General features: G+C 60.9%; 14 protein-coding genes and 1 pseudogene. 7 read left to right on the top strand and 8 right to left on the bottom strand.

Annotated features, from left to right (window positions below; genetic code table 11):
* Positions 1–4: 4 nt before the first annotated feature.
* Together RXV86_RS00985 and RXV86_RS00980 are read right to left on the bottom strand one after the other, a co-directional pair.
* Positions 5–1,393, bottom strand: a complete 1,389-nt coding sequence (locus RXV86_RS00985) for a M20 family metallopeptidase (protein WP_316296931.1) — start codon at positions 1,391–1,393, stop codon at positions 5–7.
* Positions 1,394–1,639: 246 nt separating this feature from the next.
* On the bottom strand, positions 1,640–3,001 hold the full coding sequence (locus tag RXV86_RS00980; RefSeq protein WP_316296930.1) for an MFS transporter: 1,362 nt from the start codon (positions 2,999–3,001) through the stop codon (positions 1,640–1,642).
* A gap of 140 nt (positions 3,002–3,141) precedes the next feature.
* On the opposite strand from RXV86_RS00980, the pseudogene RXV86_RS00975 reads away from it, so the two are divergent.
* A pseudogene (locus tag RXV86_RS00975) lies at positions 3,142–3,327 on the top strand (transposase); the annotation flags it as partial.
* A gap of 549 nt (positions 3,328–3,876) precedes the next feature.
* On the opposite strand, the gene RXV86_RS00970 reads toward RXV86_RS00975, so the two are convergent.
* From RXV86_RS00970 to RXV86_RS00945, 6 genes are all read right to left on the bottom strand, one after another.
* Positions 3,877–5,184: a TRAP transporter large permease gene (locus RXV86_RS00970; RefSeq protein ID WP_316296929.1), complete on the bottom strand. Its 1,308-nt coding sequence runs from the start codon at positions 5,182–5,184 to the stop codon at positions 3,877–3,879.
* Positions 5,184–5,684, bottom strand: a complete 501-nt coding sequence (locus RXV86_RS00965; protein ID WP_316296928.1) for a TRAP transporter small permease — start codon at positions 5,682–5,684, stop codon at positions 5,184–5,186. Before RXV86_RS00965 ends, RXV86_RS00970 begins: the two co-directional genes overlap by 1 nt.
* Positions 5,685–5,745: 61 nt before the next feature.
* On the bottom strand, positions 5,746–6,759 hold the full coding sequence (gene dctP, locus RXV86_RS00960; RefSeq protein ID WP_316296927.1) for a TRAP transporter substrate-binding protein DctP: 1,014 nt from the start codon (positions 6,757–6,759) through the stop codon (positions 5,746–5,748).
* Between the two features lie 88 nt (positions 6,760–6,847).
* Positions 6,848–7,459 (bottom strand): 3-isopropylmalate dehydratase small subunit, encoded by a 612-nt coding sequence (gene leuD, locus RXV86_RS00955; protein ID WP_316296926.1) that lies wholly within the window; start codon positions 7,457–7,459, stop codon positions 6,848–6,850.
* Positions 7,459–8,865 carry a 3-isopropylmalate dehydratase large subunit gene (leuC, locus tag RXV86_RS00950; RefSeq protein WP_316296925.1) on the bottom strand — a complete coding sequence of 469 codons (1,407 nt, stop codon included), beginning with the start codon at positions 8,863–8,865 and terminating at the stop codon, positions 7,459–7,461. Before leuC ends, leuD begins: the two co-directional genes overlap by 1 nt.
* The gene (locus tag RXV86_RS00945) at positions 8,865–9,665 is read right to left on the bottom strand and encodes a GntR family transcriptional regulator (protein ID WP_316296924.1); all 801 of its coding nucleotides are present in this window, start codon (positions 9,663–9,665) and stop codon (positions 8,865–8,867) included. Before RXV86_RS00945 ends, leuC begins: the two co-directional genes overlap by 1 nt.
* 144 nt (positions 9,666–9,809) lie before the next feature.
* Here RXV86_RS00945 and RXV86_RS00940 point away from each other — a divergent pair, with 144 nt between their 5' ends.
* From RXV86_RS00940 to RXV86_RS00915, 6 genes are read left to right on the top strand one after another with little or no spacing between them, the layout of a single operon-like run.
* Positions 9,810–10,376 carry a nuclear transport factor 2 family protein gene (locus RXV86_RS00940; protein ID WP_316296923.1) on the top strand — a complete coding sequence of 189 codons (567 nt, stop codon included), beginning with the start codon at positions 9,810–9,812 and terminating at the stop codon, positions 10,374–10,376.
* Entirely contained in the window at positions 10,373–12,067 is a 1,695-nt protein-coding gene (locus RXV86_RS00935) for a hydantoinase B/oxoprolinase family protein (RefSeq protein ID WP_316296922.1), read from the top strand. The genes RXV86_RS00940 and RXV86_RS00935 overlap by 4 nt, the downstream gene beginning before the upstream one ends.
* Positions 12,064–14,127 carry a hydantoinase/oxoprolinase family protein gene (locus RXV86_RS00930; protein ID WP_316296921.1) on the top strand — a complete coding sequence of 688 codons (2,064 nt, stop codon included), beginning with the start codon at positions 12,064–12,066 and terminating at the stop codon, positions 14,125–14,127. Before RXV86_RS00935 ends, RXV86_RS00930 begins: the two co-directional genes overlap by 4 nt.
* On the top strand, positions 14,124–14,744 hold the full coding sequence (locus tag RXV86_RS00925; protein ID WP_316296920.1) for an isochorismatase family cysteine hydrolase: 621 nt from the start codon (positions 14,124–14,126) through the stop codon (positions 14,742–14,744). The genes RXV86_RS00930 and RXV86_RS00925 overlap by 4 nt, the downstream gene beginning before the upstream one ends.
* Positions 14,741–15,607 (top strand): isocitrate lyase/phosphoenolpyruvate mutase family protein, encoded by an 867-nt coding sequence (locus tag RXV86_RS00920; protein WP_316296919.1) that lies wholly within the window; start codon positions 14,741–14,743, stop codon positions 15,605–15,607. The genes RXV86_RS00925 and RXV86_RS00920 overlap by 4 nt, the downstream gene beginning before the upstream one ends.
* The gene (locus RXV86_RS00915; RefSeq protein WP_316296918.1) at positions 15,588–16,961 is read left to right on the top strand and encodes an FAD-dependent oxidoreductase; all 1,374 of its coding nucleotides are present in this window, start codon (positions 15,588–15,590) and stop codon (positions 16,959–16,961) included. Before RXV86_RS00920 ends, RXV86_RS00915 begins: the two co-directional genes overlap by 20 nt.
* The last annotated feature ends 99 nt before the right edge of the window (positions 16,962–17,060 follow it).

Here is a 17,060-nt window from a genome sequence, read left to right as displayed (position 1 = left end):
GATCCTACAGGTCAGCAAGGCACGTGATCTCGGCCTCACCCAGATCCCAATACAGCCCGGCCATGATTCCAAGCGCCTGATACACCACAGAGAGCAGCAAGTGCTCGTCTGGGGCGTGCTGATTGCAGCCTCCATAGGAATGCGGAATCCAGACCGTCGGCAGCCCGAGAATATCCATAAACACATGGTTGGGCAGCGACCCGCCAAGATTGGGCGCCAGATGCGGGGCCACACCCATAGTATGTTCCAGCGAGGCAACGACCCGCCTGACCCACGAATTGTCCGGGTCGGACCGGGTGGCGGGGAAATAGCCATGTTCCTCTTGCACGACACGCACCTGTTCGAATCCTTCAGCGTCAAGATGGCGCCGCAGGGCGGGCATGATGTCCTCGGCATCGGTCCCGGTAACAAAGCGCAGCTGACAAGTGGCACTGGCCCGCCCCGAGATCGCGTTGACCGGTGCCGCGGGCACGCCGCTTTCCATCGTCAGCACGGCAAAGGAATTCCAACCATAGACGCGTTCCTGCGGTGTCAGGCTGCTTTCCCCCCAATCGGGATCAACTTCCGGTCCTACCGGCACAGGCAGTTTGGCGATCACCTCACGGATTTCCGGGGTCAGGCTGGTCGGCCGCCACTCACGCACCCGGATCTGGCCACGCCGATCCGTGATCGTCGCCAAAGCCTGGGCCAAAATCACCGCCGGATCTGCCAAAAGCCCGCCCCAGTTCCCCGAATGATGCGCCCCCTCGCGCAAATCCACCTCAAGTCTGAAATTGATCGCCCCGCGCGCACCAAGAAACACCAGCGGCGTTTCCGGCGTCATGCGCGGTCCGTCCGATGCGATCAGAACGTCTGCTGCCAAAAGCGCCTTGTTGGCCGCACAGAACTCGGCCAGACCGGGTGATCCGGTTTCCTCCCCCATCTCGATCAGCCATATGGCGTTGAAGCCTAGCCGCCCGCGCTGGGCCAGAACACAGTCAAGCGCTAGCAGGTTGATCAGGAGCTGGCCCTTGTTGTCGGCCGTACCCCGGCCATACAGGCGGTCCCCTTCGCGGCACATCTCGAAGGGTTTGCGTCCGTCGCTCCACAACCCCTCCTGCCCACGGGTCACGTCGCCATGCCCGTATCCGAGGACCGTTGGCAAGTCCGGGCCTTCAACGCGACGGGCAACAAGGAACGGGTTGCCAAATGGGTTGGGGTGAATCTCGCAGGCAAATCCCGACGCCATCAGGCGGGGAACCAACAGGTTTTCGAGATAGCTTTGCATCTCGTCGCGTCTCGCGGGGTTCTGGCTCTCGGTCGGACGGCACACCAATCCGGCCAGATCGGTTTCGAACCGGGCATCATCGGCCAGGGTTTGCGCGGCACGGATCACCTCGGCGCGTTCAGTCATGGCAGATATTCCCTCGTTTCGGTTCCGATACTTGTCGCAGGTTCACCTTCTACCAAGATCCGCTGTTCGGGTGCAAAAAGATAGCTTTTGTGCGCCGGCCCTCCCTGTATTCGACAGCAATCCCCGAATGCCATTGATTTCTGTTTGAGTTTGAACACGATCGGTTCCCGAGTTTGCACCCCGTCTCGCCGCAAAAACGTTCTGCACCCGGGTGCAACCGGTCAGCGATCAGGACCGGAAAGGAAGCTACGCTTTTGGCCAGACCGGGTGGTGGTCGTCAATCACATAGACATGATTATGGCGCCGGGCCTTGTGACGGTGCCGCACCGGATCAGACGACTCTGTCGCCCTGTGGTCGTGGTGCAGCGCATCACCGAAAGCGTGTTCATGCTCTTCCTCGGGGTGCTCATGCTCGATCTCGACCGGATCATCTGCCGGCCACAGCCGGGTGGCGAAGATAGAGGCGACAGTCGAGAGCGCTGCCATGATAAGGAAGGTCGGCGACAACCCGATCCAGGCACCAAGCTGACCCGCCAGCGGATAGGCCAGAAGCCATGCGGCATGTGACAGGGCAAATTGCGCCGCAAACAGCGCGGGCCGGTCTTCGGCGTGACAGGAGCGGGTGATCATAAGGCCGGCCGGAGTCTGGATCAGCGACGCCCCGGCGCCCAGCGCGACCCACAGGACCAGCCCGGCGACAAGGCCTGGACCCATCCCGGCCAGACCCATGCCAAGCGTCATAACCAGCGCTCCCGTCAGCATCACCTTGCGCGGAGGGTTACTGCCCAGAAGGCGCGGCAAAGCCAGCGCGACCACCATCGAGCCGATGCCACTGGCCGCGAAATGCAGCGCCACCATTTCATCGCCATACCCCAGATCGACCTTCACCCGGACGACGGTATTGACGATGACCATCGCCGTAGCTGCGGCCACACCGATGTAAAGCGCCAGCAGCCCGCGCAGACGCGGCGTAGCTAGATAGATCCATGCGCCCCGTGTCAGGCGCTTGCGAAACGGGACCCGTGCCGCAGATGGGTTCTGCGTCGGCAGAACCACGCTGGCGACAAGTGCGGCCGAGGCCAGAAAGCCGATCGCGGTTCCGGCAAACAGGATATGGAAAGACGAGATCGCCAGCAGTGCCCCGGCAATGGTCGGGCCAAGCAATGCCTCCAGATCATAGGTCAGGCGCGAATAGGACAGCGCCTGGGTATACTCTTCTTCGTCTTCCAGCATATCCGGGATCGTTGCCTGGAATGTCGGCGTAAAGGCCGCCGAAAACGCCTGGAAGCCGAAGACCAGCAGGTAGATCTGCCAGATCTCGGTAACGAAGGGCAGCGCCAGCACCAGCGCCGCCCGCGCCAGGTCAAGCGTGATCAGGAACGGTTTGCGCGGAAGCCGGGCCGAGGCCGCGGCGGCCAACGGCGCCAATCCAACATAAGCCACCATCTTGATCGCCAACGCCGTTCCAAGAACTGCACCGGCGTTGCCGCCAGCCAGCTCATAGGCCAGCAGGCCGAGCGCAATTGTGGTCAGACCGGAGCCCAGCACCGAGAGAATCTGTGCCAGAAGAAGCCGTCGGTAGACGGGATGTGAGAGAGCGCCTTGCATGACCGTGAGAATATGACGTGCAGCTTGCGACACAATGCCCATGGTGTCGCAGACCAACGGTGATACCCTCCGCGAGAGGCTTTGTTGCATCAATCACGCCTGGGATTCACTGTTTGAATCCAGAGTGATAGCTGGGATGCATGAGCAGTTGGGCGCCGACGAAATACAAGACCAGGAATTGGCCTTCTTGTAACACGGCGTTGAAGCAACGTGGATCGCTATCGATTTGGTTTGACCCTGAGATGGTCTGGATACCGCCGCCGAACGGTAGACGCGGTCGGCAACAGCGGTTCAGCGACGCAGCGATCCAGACCTGCCTGACCGTTGCCCAACACACCTCAACTTGCCGTAACTTCGATACTATCTCTTCCGGCTTCGGTCGCTTGTTCGCCATTCTCGGTCCTCCGTTTCCTAAACATAGCGGTGGACCAGTTCAGATGGGGAGGCTCACCATCATAACCATGGATCAGAGGCCAATCATGCACTAACAATCATCTTGGCCCAGTCAGATGAGGCTGCTCAGTATTTTGCACAAACAAACACCATTGAATTTCACGCCGTCCTCTTGGTGTTGACCACCAACGGCCCCAAAGCCGCCCTTAGTGCAGGCTGCAGCGAAAGCCCGGTACGAGCCCAACTCGGAAGTGCCAAAAAAAATGCTGCGTGCGCTCGCGGAATTTCGTCGCCTGGCGATCAGAAAATTTTTGCACCGCCGCTCAGTACGAAAACCGGTTGTTCATACTTTCAATGGTGAAATCCGTCAGAACAGAAGCCTGATCGGTACATTTCTGCTGTTCGGTGCTTCGCTCGCACCGGTAGTTTTCACAACAGTGCACCCCCAAAATCGTGGTCACTCGCATCCACTGAGCTGCAGTTCAAAGTGATGGCAACCAAAGGGCCAGTTGTGGAAAGGCGATCAAAAGTGCCACCAAGAACAGCGAGCAGAAAATGAACGGGAAGGCGGAGACGTAAATCTCGCGCATGGTCGTTCCTGCTGGCGCCACTCCTTTCATCACGAAAAGCAGAAGGCCAAAGGGCGGCGTGGTGAAGCTGATTTCCAGGGACAACAACATGATCAACGCAAACCAGATCGGATTGAACCCAAGTGTTTGAGCCAGAGGAAAGAAGATCGGCACCGTCAGCAGCATGATCGAGATTTGCTCCATGAACATGCCGAGCAGCAAAAGTACCGCGAACATGACCAGCAGCATCGCAAGCGGTGCAAGGTCGAAGCTGGTCGCCCAGTGCACCAGCCCACGCGAGGCACCGGAAAAGGCCAGAAGCTGGCTGAACGTAGCCGAGCCAAAAACAATGAGATAGGCCATCAGGGTCACCCGAAGTGCGCCAATGACGGACTTTTTCATCGCTTCCCATGTCAGGCAGCGAAACACGGCCGCAAGGATCAATACGCCCAGCGCGCCAAAGGCCGCAGCCTCGGACGGGGTGACAAAACCCTTTATCATCAGGGCAATGATCACCACCATGACGCCCACCATCGGGACAACTTCAGTCATGATCAGTTTGATCTTTGTGCCAAGCGACATCGGTTCGACATCATAGGCGGGGGCCGCGTCCGGGTCGATCCGGGTCTGAAGCCAGATCGTAGCGATGTAAAAGCACGCAAGGATCAGCCCGGGCACAACGCCCGCAATCAACAGCGCCGCCACATCGATCTGGGCCAGCGTCGCCAGCAGGACCGCCAAGGCCGAGGGCGGAATGATGATGGCAAGGCCACCTGTGCCAAGGATCGGGCCGATGCTCATGTGGGATTTGTAGCCGCGGCGGCTCATCTCGGGGACCATTAGAGAGCCAAGAAGCGCGGTTGAGCCCATCGACGAGCCGGAGAGCGTAGAGAAGGCCGTGCCACCCAGGACGGTCACATAGCTCAGGCGCCCAGGAAGGCGGCCAAGGAGCTTGTCGATGGCCGTGAACATACGCCCCCCAAGCCCGGTGTGAAAGAATATCTCGCCCATCAACAGAAAGAGCGGAATGGGCATCAGCGCGTATTTGGTGAGTGAGCCAAGCCCGTTGTTGAGAAGCTGCACGACGCCGCGTTCGCCCCCCATGAACACCCAGGCGCCGACGATATTGGCGGCTAGGAAGGCCAGCGCAATCGGCATTCCGATCGCCATCAGAAAGACAATCGTGCCAAGCAGCAGGGCCAGCGCCTCGAACCATTCCATTACTCGTGTATCCCGGCTTCGCCGCTGTGCATCAGGTCCTGGCCAAAGACAAAGCGGGAGAATTCAACAGCCATCAGGCCGAACGAAAAGGGAAATGCGATGGTCAGAAGCCAGCGCGGATAATAATAGGCGCGCGTGTCGAAATCGCCGCGCGCGATATTGGTCATGACCAGCTCGACGCCTTTCCAGGTGAGAATGGCGCACACCAGCACGCAAGCCGCGGCGACTGCGCGGCTCAGCATGCGGCGCGGTCCGTTGGGCAAGGCGGCTGTCAGCAGTTCGATATGGACATGGCCTTTCTCGCGGACCAGCCAGGGCGCGCCGAGCATCGTCATGTAAAGAAGGCCGTATTCGGCAGAGGTAAAAAGCCATGCAAATGGTTGAAGGCCAAGATTGCGCATCACGACCGAGGCAATGACCGACACCATGATCCAAATCAGCATCAGGCCCGAAACCGTGGCCATGCCGTAAAGAAGCGTTTGGTAGATCCTGGTCAGCATGTCAGCCTCCGCCGCATCAAGAAACGGGCCCGCCGCAAAAGGGGCGGGCCCGCGTGAAGGCTCAGTTCGCCGCGTCGAGGTCGTAGAACAGCTCGAGCAGGCGGTCATAGTTGCCCGTTCCGCCGGGTTGGCCGGCCATGACCTCTTTCATGCGCTCCCACGTCTTTTCACGGGCCGCGGCGAGGTAGTTGGCCTTGGCGTCGCCTTCAAGCGAGACCACTTTCATGCCTGCGGCATCCAGCGCGGCGAAGTCTTCGTCACGCTTGGCACGGAGCGCTTCAACGCTGTCTTTCTCGTGCTGGATCGCCACATCCTGGAGGACCTTTTTCGCCTCATCGGAAAGCGAATTCCACTTTTCGAGATTCACGATCACGCCGAGATCGGTCGAGAAGAAGCACGGTTCGATCCGGTAGTTGAGGAACTCGTTCCACTTGAGATCGATCAGGCCGATCTGGGTCCAGCCGGTCGCGTCAACCACGCCGCGTTGCAGCGCCGAGTACACCTCGCCTGTCGGCAGGTCGATCACCTGCGCGCCGAGGTAGTTGGTGAAGAAGGCGTTGTAGACGTTGTTGCCGCGCAGCTTGAGGCCTTCGACTTCGAGGTTGCCGTCGGCATCGAATTTAGGCTCGTTGCGGGTCCAGAGGTTGTAGCAGACGCCGCTGTCAAACCAGCCAAGGTATTTCAGGCCCATCTTCTCTTGGTGGATCTGGTCGATCAGGGCAATGCCACCATTCGCACGCGTCTCGACGGCGGTCAGGTTCGAGGCAACCATGGCGTCTTTCTCGGGCAGCGCACCGCCGTAGAACGAGCCGGGCGTATAGACCATATCGACGATGCCATCACGCACGGCATCGGGCTGTTGGAACATACCAATCGCCTCGGGTCCGCCGCGCACATCGATCTGGATCACGCCCTTTCCGGCTTCGTTGACCTTGTCGACAAAGCTCAAAAAGCTTTTCGTGTAGATCAGGGTTTCGGGGAATGCATGAACCGCGGAAATGGTTTCCTCGGCCTTGAGCGTTCCCGCAACGAGCGTCGCCCCTGCAAGAAGGCTTCCCAGTAGTTTCATTTTCATAGTGTCGTCCTCCACTGATTCAGGGGCGGTGTGCCCCTCTTTGTCTGGCCCTTTACGGGCGGTCGGGCGCCGCGTTTCGCGACGCGTTTCAATCCGCCGCAGCGGGCCATGCCCACGGTGCGGTTTGACTGCGAATATGTTTGAACACTGCGATGGCCACGCCGTGATTGCGGGTGAGATCTATGTCATCCCACCCGTTGATGAGTTTTATGGCCCAGCTGTCGTCGAGCACAAATGTGGCCGACATCGCGCCGAGCGTGAGCCTGCGGGCGCCGACATCGATCCGGATGTCGCACGGCCCGTTTTCAAGACCGGCTTCGAGCGCTTTACAGGTGTCTTCATCGACCTCCGCAGGCAGCAGGCCGTTGTTGACGGCATTGGCCGCGAAGATGTCGCCGAAGCTTGGGGCGATGACCGCACGAATCCCTGCATCGACCAGCGCATACACCGCCGCTTCGCGCGACGATCCGCTGCCGAAATTGCGTCGCGAGACGATCACGCTGGCCTCGGGGCAGGTATTGAGCAGAAAGTCGGGTCGCAGCCCGCCACCGTCATCGCGGCGCAAGTCATGCAACAGGTAGGGGCCATAGCCCTCTGAGCGCGGAACCGACATGAACCGCGCCGGAATGAGCTGGTCGGTATCGACATTGGCCTGAGGCAGGCTCACGGCCGTGCCATTATGAACGTTCCAGCCCGCCATCATGCGGCCCGCCGGGCAAGAAGCGGGCGCACATCGGTCAGCACGCCCGTGACCGCCGCCGCCGCGACCATGGCGGGACTCATCAGGTGCGTGCGTGCGCCGCGCCCCTGACGGCCACGGAAGTTGCGATTGGTCGAGGACGCGCAACGCCTGCCGTCGGCTACGAGATCGCCGTTCATGCCGACGCACATCGAGCACCCGGACGCCGCCCATTCCAGACCAGCCTCGGTGAACACCCGGTCCAGACCTTCTGCCTCGGCCTGTGCCTTGACTTGCGAGGAGCCGGGCGAGATCAATCCCGGAATACGCGCCTTGCGGCCTTTCAAAACAGCCGCCGCAGCCCGCAGGTCTTCGATCCGCCCATTTGTGCAGGACCCGATGAAGACTTGGTCGACGGGCGTGCCTTCGAGCCTCTGACCCGCTTTCAGGCCCATATACTCAAGCGCCGCGCGCGCGGCGTCGGCCTTGGCCGGGGGCACCTGGTCCGGGTCGGGGATGGCCGCGTTAATGGGCAAGGCCTGTTCAGGGCTGGTGCCCCAGGTGACGGTGGGCGCGATTTCTGCGGCGTCGAGCGTGACCTCGCGATCAAACGCGGCGGTTTGGTCGCTGGCGAGTGTGATCCAGTCGGCGCAGGCGGCCTGCCATGCGGCCCCTTTTGGCGTGAAGCGGCGCCCTTCGAGATAGGCGAGTGTGGTCTCGTCCGGAGCGATCATCCCGAAACGCGCGCCACCTTCGATGGAAAGGTTGCAGAGCGTCATACGCCCCTCCATCGAAAGGTCTCTGATGCAACTGCCCGCATATTCCACCGCATGGCCCTGTGCACCATCGGTACCAAGCTTTGCAATCCAGCTCAGCGCAATGTCCTTGGCGGTGACACCCGCACCCAGCGCGCCCTCGACCGTGATCCGCATTGCCTTGGGTTTGCGCTGCCAGACAGTCTGGGTCGCCAGCACATGGGCCACCTCCGTCGCGCCAACGCCAAAGGCCAGCGCACCGAATGCGCCGTGGGTCGAAGTGTGGCTATCTCCGCAATTGATCAGCAGGCCGGGCAGCGTAATGCCTTCTTCCGGCCCGACCACATGAACAATCCCCTGGCGGGGGTCGCTGAGATCATACATTTTCAGGTCGTGCGCCTGCGCGTTGCCGCGCAGCGTGTCGATCATCCGTGCAATCTGCGGATCCGCGATCTTCGACCGCCCGCGCGTTGGCGCATAATGGTCGACCACGGCAAAGGTCAGCTCGGGTTCTGCCACGGGCAATCCACGCTCTTTGATCTTGGCAAAGGCGTGATGCGAGCCTTCGTGTACCAGATGCCGATCGACCCACATAAGCGAAACGCAATCTTCTCGCTGCAGCACCTCGTGCGCTGCCCAGAGCTTGTCGAGCATGGTCTGCGGGCTGCCCATCAACCCTCTCCCTCGCTCTGACCAATCGCTGGCTCCCAATGGCGCGCAGCGCCCTGACCCACGCGCGTCAGCGGCATTTCGAGGCGGAACATGTCGGGACGATACAACCCCGCGAGGTATTCAACCCCATTGCCATCCACATCGCGGACAACGCGGCGGAGCGAAAGAAGTGCCGAACCAACATCCACCTCGAGCGCCTCGGCCACATCTGGCCCGGCAAGCGTGGCACTGACCGATTGATGCGCCTCTTTGATCTGAACGCCGCCGCGCTCCAAAAGCTTGAACAGCGGCGTCGTAGCAAGATCATTTTCAGAATAATTCTGGGCGATCTGCGCCGGAACAAAAGTTGTCAGATGTGAAAACGGCACATCGTTGGTCAACCGCACACGCGTGGCGATCTGCACCTTGCTCTTGGCATTAAGACCCATGGCAGAGGCGACAAAATCAGGCGCGCTGTCATAGGAGAACGACAAAAGACGCGCCGTGGTTTGCCGACCCATCTCGACAAGCTGGGGCATGAGCGTGTGAAAATCCATTGCGGCACGCTGCCCACTGGAAGGGCGGGCGCGTACTTTGGTACCGCTGCCTGCGCGCCGCTCGATAAGACCGCCTTGGACCAGCGCATCCAACGCACGCCGTACGGTCACGCGAGAGACACCGAAGGTTTCCGCAAGCTTTTGTTCGCTTGGCAGTGTTTCGCCATCGCTGAGTTCGCCGCCCGTGATCTGATCACGCAAAGACAGATAGACGCGCCGCGCCTTGGCACCTTCGGGCAGTATCTGAACAGCTTCAGCTCGCAAACCTGATTCCCCTATTTTTCGACGGCAAGCGTAAATGTGTTCCTCAGAAAAGCAAGCATTAGTATTCTAAATAATCAGAAATTTTTTCTGGAAAGATACAGTTTATGTATTACAGATAATACAGGTTAACCGAAGGAGATGGTGATGCCGATAGTCGATCTGCATGTGCTTGAGGGCTATAATCCTGAAGAGAAACAACGCCTTGGCGAGGCACTGACAGATGCCGTGCGATTCGTTGTGCCGGCTGCACTCGAGCTTGTGACAGTTATGATCCGCGACTTGCCGGCCGAGAATTACTATCGCGGCCGCAGCCAGCGCATCCCTGCGCCCGCGCGTCCTGACCCTACGCAGATCGTGAAGGATTACCTTGCCGCAATGGAGGCGCGTGAGCTTGATAAAGCCCGCGCCATGCTGGGCGATGGCTTCACCATGACCTTCCCCGGTACCGCCCCCATGAGAACGCTTGAAGAGCTGATCGAATGGTCAAAACCGCGATACAAGTTTGTCACCAAAACCTACGACGGCTTTGACGCGCTGCACAGCGCCGGCGATGCAGCGATTGTCTATTGCCGCGGCATCTTGCAGGGCGAATATCATGACAACAGCCCGTTCGAGGGCATCCGCTTTATTGACCGTTTCGAGATCGAAGACGGGAAGATCACGCGCCAGGACGTGTGGAATGACATGGCAGAAGTCAGGACGAACGCATGACCGAGATTGACCCAATCACCCTTTCTGTTCTCGCAGGTCGCATGGAACAGATCGCCGATGAAATGGACGCAACGCTTTTTCGCGCGGCCTTCAACCCGATTATCGCCGAGGCGCATGATGCCAGCCACGGGCTTTATCATGCCTTGTCGGGCGATACGCTGGTGCAGGGAAAATCGGGCCTGCCGATTTTCGTGGGCGTCATGTCCTTCGCCGTCAAGGCGGTGATCGAAAAGGCGGCCAGGGATGGCGATCTGGAAGATGGCGATATCTATATCTTCAACGATGCCCACATCGGCGGCACGCACCTTTCTGACATGCGCCTCGTGCGGCCCTATTACCGCGATGGCAAGCTCTTTTGCTATCTCGCCTCGGTCGGCCACTGGCATGACGTGGGTGGCGCGGTGCCCGGCAATTATAACCCGGCGGCCACGGACGTTTTCCAGGAGGCGTTCAACCTGCCGCCCGTGAAACTCGCCCGCAAAGGCGAGATTAATCAGGACATCATCGACATCCTGATGCGCAACACCCGCTTGCCGCAATCGGCCATGGGCGATCTCAATGGGCAGCTCGGCGCGCTCGATCTGGGCGTGAAGCGGATGGATGAGCTTCTAGATGAATACGGGGCCGAAACAATCTCGGCCGCGCTCGAAGCGTTGGGTCACCGCGCCGAGGCGCTCATGCGGTCCGAACTGACCGATCTGCCCGATGGCCGTTGGGAGGCCGAGGATTACCTTGATAATGATGGGATCACCGACGAGCCACTGAAGATCAAGATCGCGCTGGAAATCAAAGACGATCAGTTGACGCTTGATTTCACGGGGTCGGCGCCGCAATGCGCAGGTCCTGTCAATATCGCGCTGCCCACGACCGTAGCCGCCGCCTATGTGGCGATCAAGCACGTCTTTCCGGCGCTCCCGGCCAACGCTGGCGTTATGCGCCCGATCAATGTGATCGTACCCGAGGGCAGCCTTCTGTCAGCGCAGTTTCCGGCTCCCACGGGGGGCTACACCGAAACCATCCTGCGCATGATCGACGTAGTCTTTTCCGCCTTTGCACAGGCCGCACCGGATCGCGTTGTGGCCAATGCCTACGGCACCATCAACGCGCTGTCCATTGCGGGCAAGCGGGCCAATGGCCAGCCTTGGGTGATGTTCAGCTTTTATGGCGGTGGGCATGGCGGCTCGATCGAAACGGACGGGCTGAACCACGGCAACGCGCCGATTTCAACCGCCACGATCCCGCCGATGGAAATCCTGGAGGCGGCCTATCCGGTGATGTTCCGCACATGGGCGCTGCGCCCGGACAGTGCGGGCGCGGGTGCGCATCGCGGCGGGGTTGGCGCGATCTACGAGATCGAGGTGCTGGAAGAAAACGGCGCCGAGGCGTTTTTGTTTGGTGAACGCGGGCGTTTTGCCCCCAAGGGGATCGCGGGCGGGGGTGAGGCGGCGCTCAATACCTTTTCCTACGAACAGAACGACGGCTGGCACATCCCACAGCTGGCCTCGAAAATGCGAGGTATCAAGCTGAAATCAGGGCAGGCGGTGCGGTTGGAAACACCCGGCGGCGGCGGTTATGGCCCGGCGTCTGAGCGCGCGGCGGACGTGGTGGCGCGGGATGTGGCGCGCGGCCTTGTGAGCGAGACGGAGGCCGACAAAACCTATGGCCCAGCATGGCGGGAGGTAAGCCAATGAGCAGCCGTATGATCGGTGTCGATGTTGGCGGCACGTTTACCGATGTTTTCGTTCTGAACGAGGCCGAAGGTACTGCGTCGGTTGCCAAGGTTCCCACAACGCGGCCCGACCAGTCGGGTGGCTTTCTTGATGGGATCGGCCGCGAGGTTCAGGACCTCTCGGAGATTGCCGTTGTGGTGCATGGCACGACAGCAGGCACCAACGCGCTGTTGGAACGCAAGGGCGCAAAGATCGGTGTGATCTGCACCGAAGGCTTGCGCGACGTTCTGGAGATGCGGCGCCGCGACCGGCCTCGCACATGGGGTCTGCGCGGGGATTTCGAACCGGTTGTGGACCGGCGCAACCGTCTGGAAGTGCCCGAGCGCACGCTGGCCGATGGCACGGTGCGCACCCCGGTTGATCTGGACGCTGTGCGCGCCGCTGCAAAGCAGTTGCAGGCGCAGGGGTGTAAGGCCGCCGCGATCCTGTTCGCCAATTCTTACGCCAGCACCGCCAACGAAGACGCAGCCGTCGCCGCGCTTCGCGAGGTCTGGTATAATGAGCATGTCTCGGCGTCGTCCGAGATCCTGCCCGAGATCCGTGAATTTGAACGGTTCTCGACCACCGCGCTGAACGCCTATCTGCAACCCGAAGTGTCGGGCTATCTGGGGCGGCTTGAAAACGCGCTGAAGGCGGGCGGGTTCTACGGCGAATTCATGATCGTGCAGTCGAATGGCGGTGTGATGGCGGTGGATACGGCCTGTCGTCTGCCGGTGCGCACCGCGCTGTCGGGACCGGCAGCGGGGGTGATTGCCGCGGGCTACATCGCGCAGTCGGCGGGGTTTGAGAACATCATCACCGGCGACATGGGCGGGACCAGCTTTGATGTGTCGCTGATTGCCGAGGGCCAGTCGATGCTGTCGCCGCAGACTTCGATTGATTTCGGCATGGTCGTGCGTAACCCGATGATCGAAATCACGACGATCGGCGCGGGCGGCGGGTCTATTGCCTGGGTCGACAAGGGCGGATTGCTCAATATAGGCCCCGAAAGCGCGGGCAGCAACCCGGGCCCCGTGGCTTATGGGCTTGGCAACACGCGCCCGACGGTGACGGATGCCAACGTGGTGCTGGGGCGGATCGACCCGGACAACCCCATCGGTGGCAAGCTGGAGAGGCTGGATGTCGAGGCAGCAGGACGTGCGATTGACGAACATGTCGGCGCACCGCTGGGCCTGTCGACCATCGAGGCCGCCGAGGCCATCCTGAAGGTCGCCAACAGCCGCATGGCGGGCGCGATCCGCCTTGTCAGTATCGAACGCGGCTTTGATCCGAAACGCTTTGCCTTCATGCCCTTTGGTGGCGGCGGCGCGCTGCATTCCGGCGCCATGCTGGCCGAGGTGGGCATCGCGCGCGCCATCGTGCCGCGTTATCCCGGCGTTACCTCGGCCATGGGCTGTGTCATCGCCGATATGCGGCAGGATTTCGTACAAACGATCAATTCGCTGGTGGATACGCTGGATGAGTATGCGCTTGCCGAGTTCATGCAGGATCACGCCGATCAGGGTATGGCGCTTCTGGATGCGGCGCGCACGACGTTTGAGGCGCGCGAACTGAGCTTTGAACTGGACATGGCCTACATCGGGCAGACACATACGGTTTCGGTTCCCCTTACCGTGCGCGCCGAAGGCGGCAAAGTCACCGCGCCCACGCGCGCAGAGATCGAAACGGCGTTTGACGCGGCCTATAGCGCGACATTTGGCAGGCTTTTGCAAAACGGCGTGCGGCGCATTCTCAATCTGCGCAGCGCCGTAACGGGCAAGCGACCCAAATTCGACCTTGGCACGCTGGCGCCTTCGGGCGATGGGTCGACACAACCTATTGCCCACAGGCAGGTGCATTTCGCCGACAGCTGGCATGACACGGCCATTTATGACCGCCTGTCCCTGCCGGTTGGAACGGTGATCAAGGGGCCTGCGATCCTGACCCAGCCCGACACGACGGTTTTGATCGAACCCGATCTGCAAGGCCGCGTCGATAGTTTTGGCAACACCATCATTGAACCTTTGGAGGAGACATCATGAGCGATCCAGCCACATGGGATCTTTCGCGCACCGCGCTCCTGACGATTGATCTGCAAAACGATTTTCTGCATCCCGAAGGCGCCTATGGCCGCGCGGGTCAAGGCGCCGATAGCATCGCCGCCCTGCCAAAGCGCATTGCGCCGCTGGCGCGCGCATTACAGGCCAGGGGTGGGCGCTTTTTCTCGGCGCAGTTCACGCTGGTGCCCGACAAGGACGGTGAGCCGCTGATCGCGCCGCACCTGAAACAGCTGCGCCCGTTTCTGGGTAAGGGCGATTTCGCGCCGGGCAGCTTTGGGCATACGCTTGTGGATACGCTTCAACCTGCCGATTTCGTGATCGAAAAGGTGGCCTATTCGGCATTTTACCAGACCCGGTTGGAATATCTGATGCGCGCGGTGGGGATCGAACATCTGATTGTGGGTGGTATCGTCACCAATGGCGGGGTGGCCTCGACCCTGCGCGATGCACATCTGCGCAACATCGAAACCGTGATGCTGACCGATGGCTGCGCCGCCTTCAAACAGGACGTGCATGAGGCCACGATCCTGTCGCTGGGCACGGTGACACACCAGATGACCTGTGAGGATGCGCTGGCGTGGGTGGGGGGCGTGTCATGAGCCTTAAGACACGCCTTCAGCAGAAAGAAATTATCGTCGCACCCGGCGTTTTTGACGGGCTGACAGCCTCGCTCGCAGAGTCGGCTGGCTTTGAAGCGCTTTACTTAAGCGGTGCGGCCGTGGCTTACACGCGGCTCGGGCGGCCCGACATTGGCCTCACCACCGCGTCGGAGATGGCCGATACAATGACGCTCATCGCCGATCGCACGACGCTTCCGGTGATCATTGATGCGGACACGGGCTTTGGCAACGCGCTCAACGCCCAGCGCACGATGCGGCTTTATGAGCGGGCAGGTGCTTCGGCGCTGCAAATGGAAGACCAGACCTATCCCAAGCGTTGCGGGCATCTGGCTGATAAATCGCTCATCCCGGCCTCGGAAATGGTTGGCAAGATCGCCGCCATGGCCGATGCACGCGCCAGCGAGCAGACACTCATCATCGCGCGCACCGATGCGATTGCCGTCGAAGGCTTTGCCGCCGCCGAAGACCGTGCCGAGGCGTATCTGGAGGCAGGCGCTGATGTGCTTTTCATCGAAGCGCCGCAAAACCGCGACCAGCTGGAACAGGTCGCAGCGCGCTTTTCCGCGCGCGTTCCACTTCTGGCCAATATGGTCGAAGGCGGGGCCACCCCGATCACCGGCGCGGATGATCTGGAAAGGCTGGGCTTCTCCATCGTGATCTTTCCCGGCGGCATTGTGCGTGCGCTCGCGCATACTGCGCAGGACTATTATCAAAGCCTTGCCAAACATGGTTCCAACAAACCCTTTGCCGAGCGCATGTTCGACTTTGGCGGTCTCAACGGCGTGATCGGCACGGCGGACATGCTTGAAAAAGGCGCGCGCTATGACGGCTCCAACAGTTAAGGCCCCGCCTGAAAGCTTCGACCTTGAGGTGGAAACCCTCATCATCGGTGCAGGCGCTTGCGGGCTGATCGCCGCTCTTTCAGCCAACGAAGCGGGGCAAGAGGTTCTGGTGATCGAGGCCGACGCCGTTCCGTCAGGATCCACCGCGCTGTCTGCCGGGCTGATTCCCGCCGCCGGCACGCAGCTGCAACGGGCCGCTGGCATAGACGACAGCCCGGCGCAGTTCGCCGCAGATATCCAGGCCAAGGCCCATGACGAGAACGATCAAGCGCTTGTCGATCTCATGGCACAGAATGCGGCCCCCGTGATCGACTGGCTGACAGAGACGCTTGGCCTGCCTTTCTCGGTCGTTGACGATTTCGACTATCCCGGCCACTCTAACCGCCGCATGCACGGGCTTCCCACGCGCGCGGGCGCGGAACTCATTGACGCGGTGCGCAGCGCCACTGAGCGCGCGGGCATCGACATTATCTGCGAACGTCGTGCTGAAACGCTTTATTTCGCCGATGGCTTAGTGCATGGCGTCGCCGCCCGCCGCCCCGATGGTGGGGTTGAAACGATCGGCTGCGCCCGGCTCATTCTTGCGTGCAACGGCTTTGGCGGCAACCGCGCGTTGGTGGCCCGCCATATGCCCGAGATCGAAAGCGGCCTCTGGTTCGGTCATGATGGCAACCGCGGCGAGGCTGTGCTTTGGGCTGATCAAATTGGCGCGGCGACAGAGCACCTTGGCGCGTATCAGGGCCATGGCAACGTGGCACACCCGCACGGTATCCTCATCACTTGGGCGACGATCACCGAAGGCGGCGTACAGGTTAATTGCGCAGGCGAGCGTTTCTGGAACGAAGCGCAGGGCTATTCCGAAGCCGCGCGCGCCGTGCTGTCGCAACCGAACGGCGAGGCTTTCGCCATTTTCGACGGCCGCATCGCCGCAATCGCGCGGCAATTCGAAGATTTCAAACGCGCTGAGGCGCAGGGCGCGATCAAGACGGGCGAAACACCGGAAGAGCTGGCCAGTGCTCTTGGCGTGCCCGCTGACACACTTCGCAAAACGGTTGATGACATCCCGTCAAACGGCACCGACAGTTTTGGTCGCTACTTCGGGCCGACCGTTCTCACCCCACCTTACTGCGGCGTGCGAGTCACAGGGGCGTTGTTTCATACCCAGGGCGGTTTGCGCGTAGACGGAACGGCAAGGGTAATGACCCGCGAAGGCAGGGCGATCCCCAATCTATACGCAGCTGGCGGCGCAGCCTGCGGCGTGTCCGGCAGCGGCGATAGCGGCTATCTCTCCGGCAACGGATTGCTCGCCGCTGCTGTATTGGGGCGCATTGCAGGAAACGGCACCACCGCTTGACGGATGCAACTGTTCAAACCCAAGCTTGATGCAAGGATTGCTAGAGGCTCCACATGACTTCAGAATTCCTCGCCCAGGCCCAGGTCGCCATCATCGGCG

The sequence above is a fragment of the Aliisedimentitalea sp. MJ-SS2 genome, assembly GCF_032586155.1.
In the GTDB taxonomy this organism is placed as follows: domain Bacteria; phylum Pseudomonadota; class Alphaproteobacteria; order Rhodobacterales; family Rhodobacteraceae; genus JAWHTC01.
This window is presented reverse-complemented; position numbering and strand designations above follow the sequence as displayed.

Bases quoted from the DNA above. Each gene is read 5' to 3' on its own strand.
- RXV86_RS00985 (WP_316296931.1), bottom strand. From the start codon at position 1,393: ATGACTGAACGCGCCGAGGTGATCCGTGCCGCGCAAACCCTGGCCGAT.
- RXV86_RS00980 (WP_316296930.1), bottom strand. From the start codon at position 3,001: ATGCAAGGCGCTCTCTCACATCCCGTCTACCGACGGCTTCTTCTGGCA.
- RXV86_RS00970 (WP_316296929.1), bottom strand. From the start codon at position 5,184: ATGGAATGGTTCGAGGCGCTGGCCCTGCTGCTTGGCACGATTGTCTTT.
- RXV86_RS00965 (WP_316296928.1), bottom strand. From the start codon at position 5,684: ATGCTGACCAGGATCTACCAAACGCTTCTTTACGGCATGGCCACGGTT.
- dctP (WP_316296927.1), bottom strand. From the start codon at position 6,759: ATGAAAATGAAACTACTGGGAAGCCTTCTTGCAGGGGCGACGCTCGTT.
- leuD (WP_316296926.1), bottom strand. From the start codon at position 7,459: ATGGCGGGCTGGAACGTTCATAATGGCACGGCCGTGAGCCTGCCTCAG.
- leuC (WP_316296925.1), bottom strand. From the start codon at position 8,865: ATGGGCAGCCCGCAGACCATGCTCGACAAGCTCTGGGCAGCGCACGAG.
- RXV86_RS00940 (WP_316296923.1), top strand. From the start codon at position 9,810: ATGCCGATAGTCGATCTGCATGTGCTTGAGGGCTATAATCCTGAAGAG.
- RXV86_RS00935 (WP_316296922.1), top strand. From the start codon at position 10,373: ATGACCGAGATTGACCCAATCACCCTTTCTGTTCTCGCAGGTCGCATG.
- RXV86_RS00930 (WP_316296921.1), top strand. From the start codon at position 12,064: ATGAGCAGCCGTATGATCGGTGTCGATGTTGGCGGCACGTTTACCGAT.
- RXV86_RS00925 (WP_316296920.1), top strand. From the start codon at position 14,124: ATGAGCGATCCAGCCACATGGGATCTTTCGCGCACCGCGCTCCTGACG.
- RXV86_RS00920 (WP_316296919.1), top strand. From the start codon at position 14,741: ATGAGCCTTAAGACACGCCTTCAGCAGAAAGAAATTATCGTCGCACCC.
- RXV86_RS00915 (WP_316296918.1), top strand. From the start codon at position 15,588: ATGACGGCTCCAACAGTTAAGGCCCCGCCTGAAAGCTTCGACCTTGAG.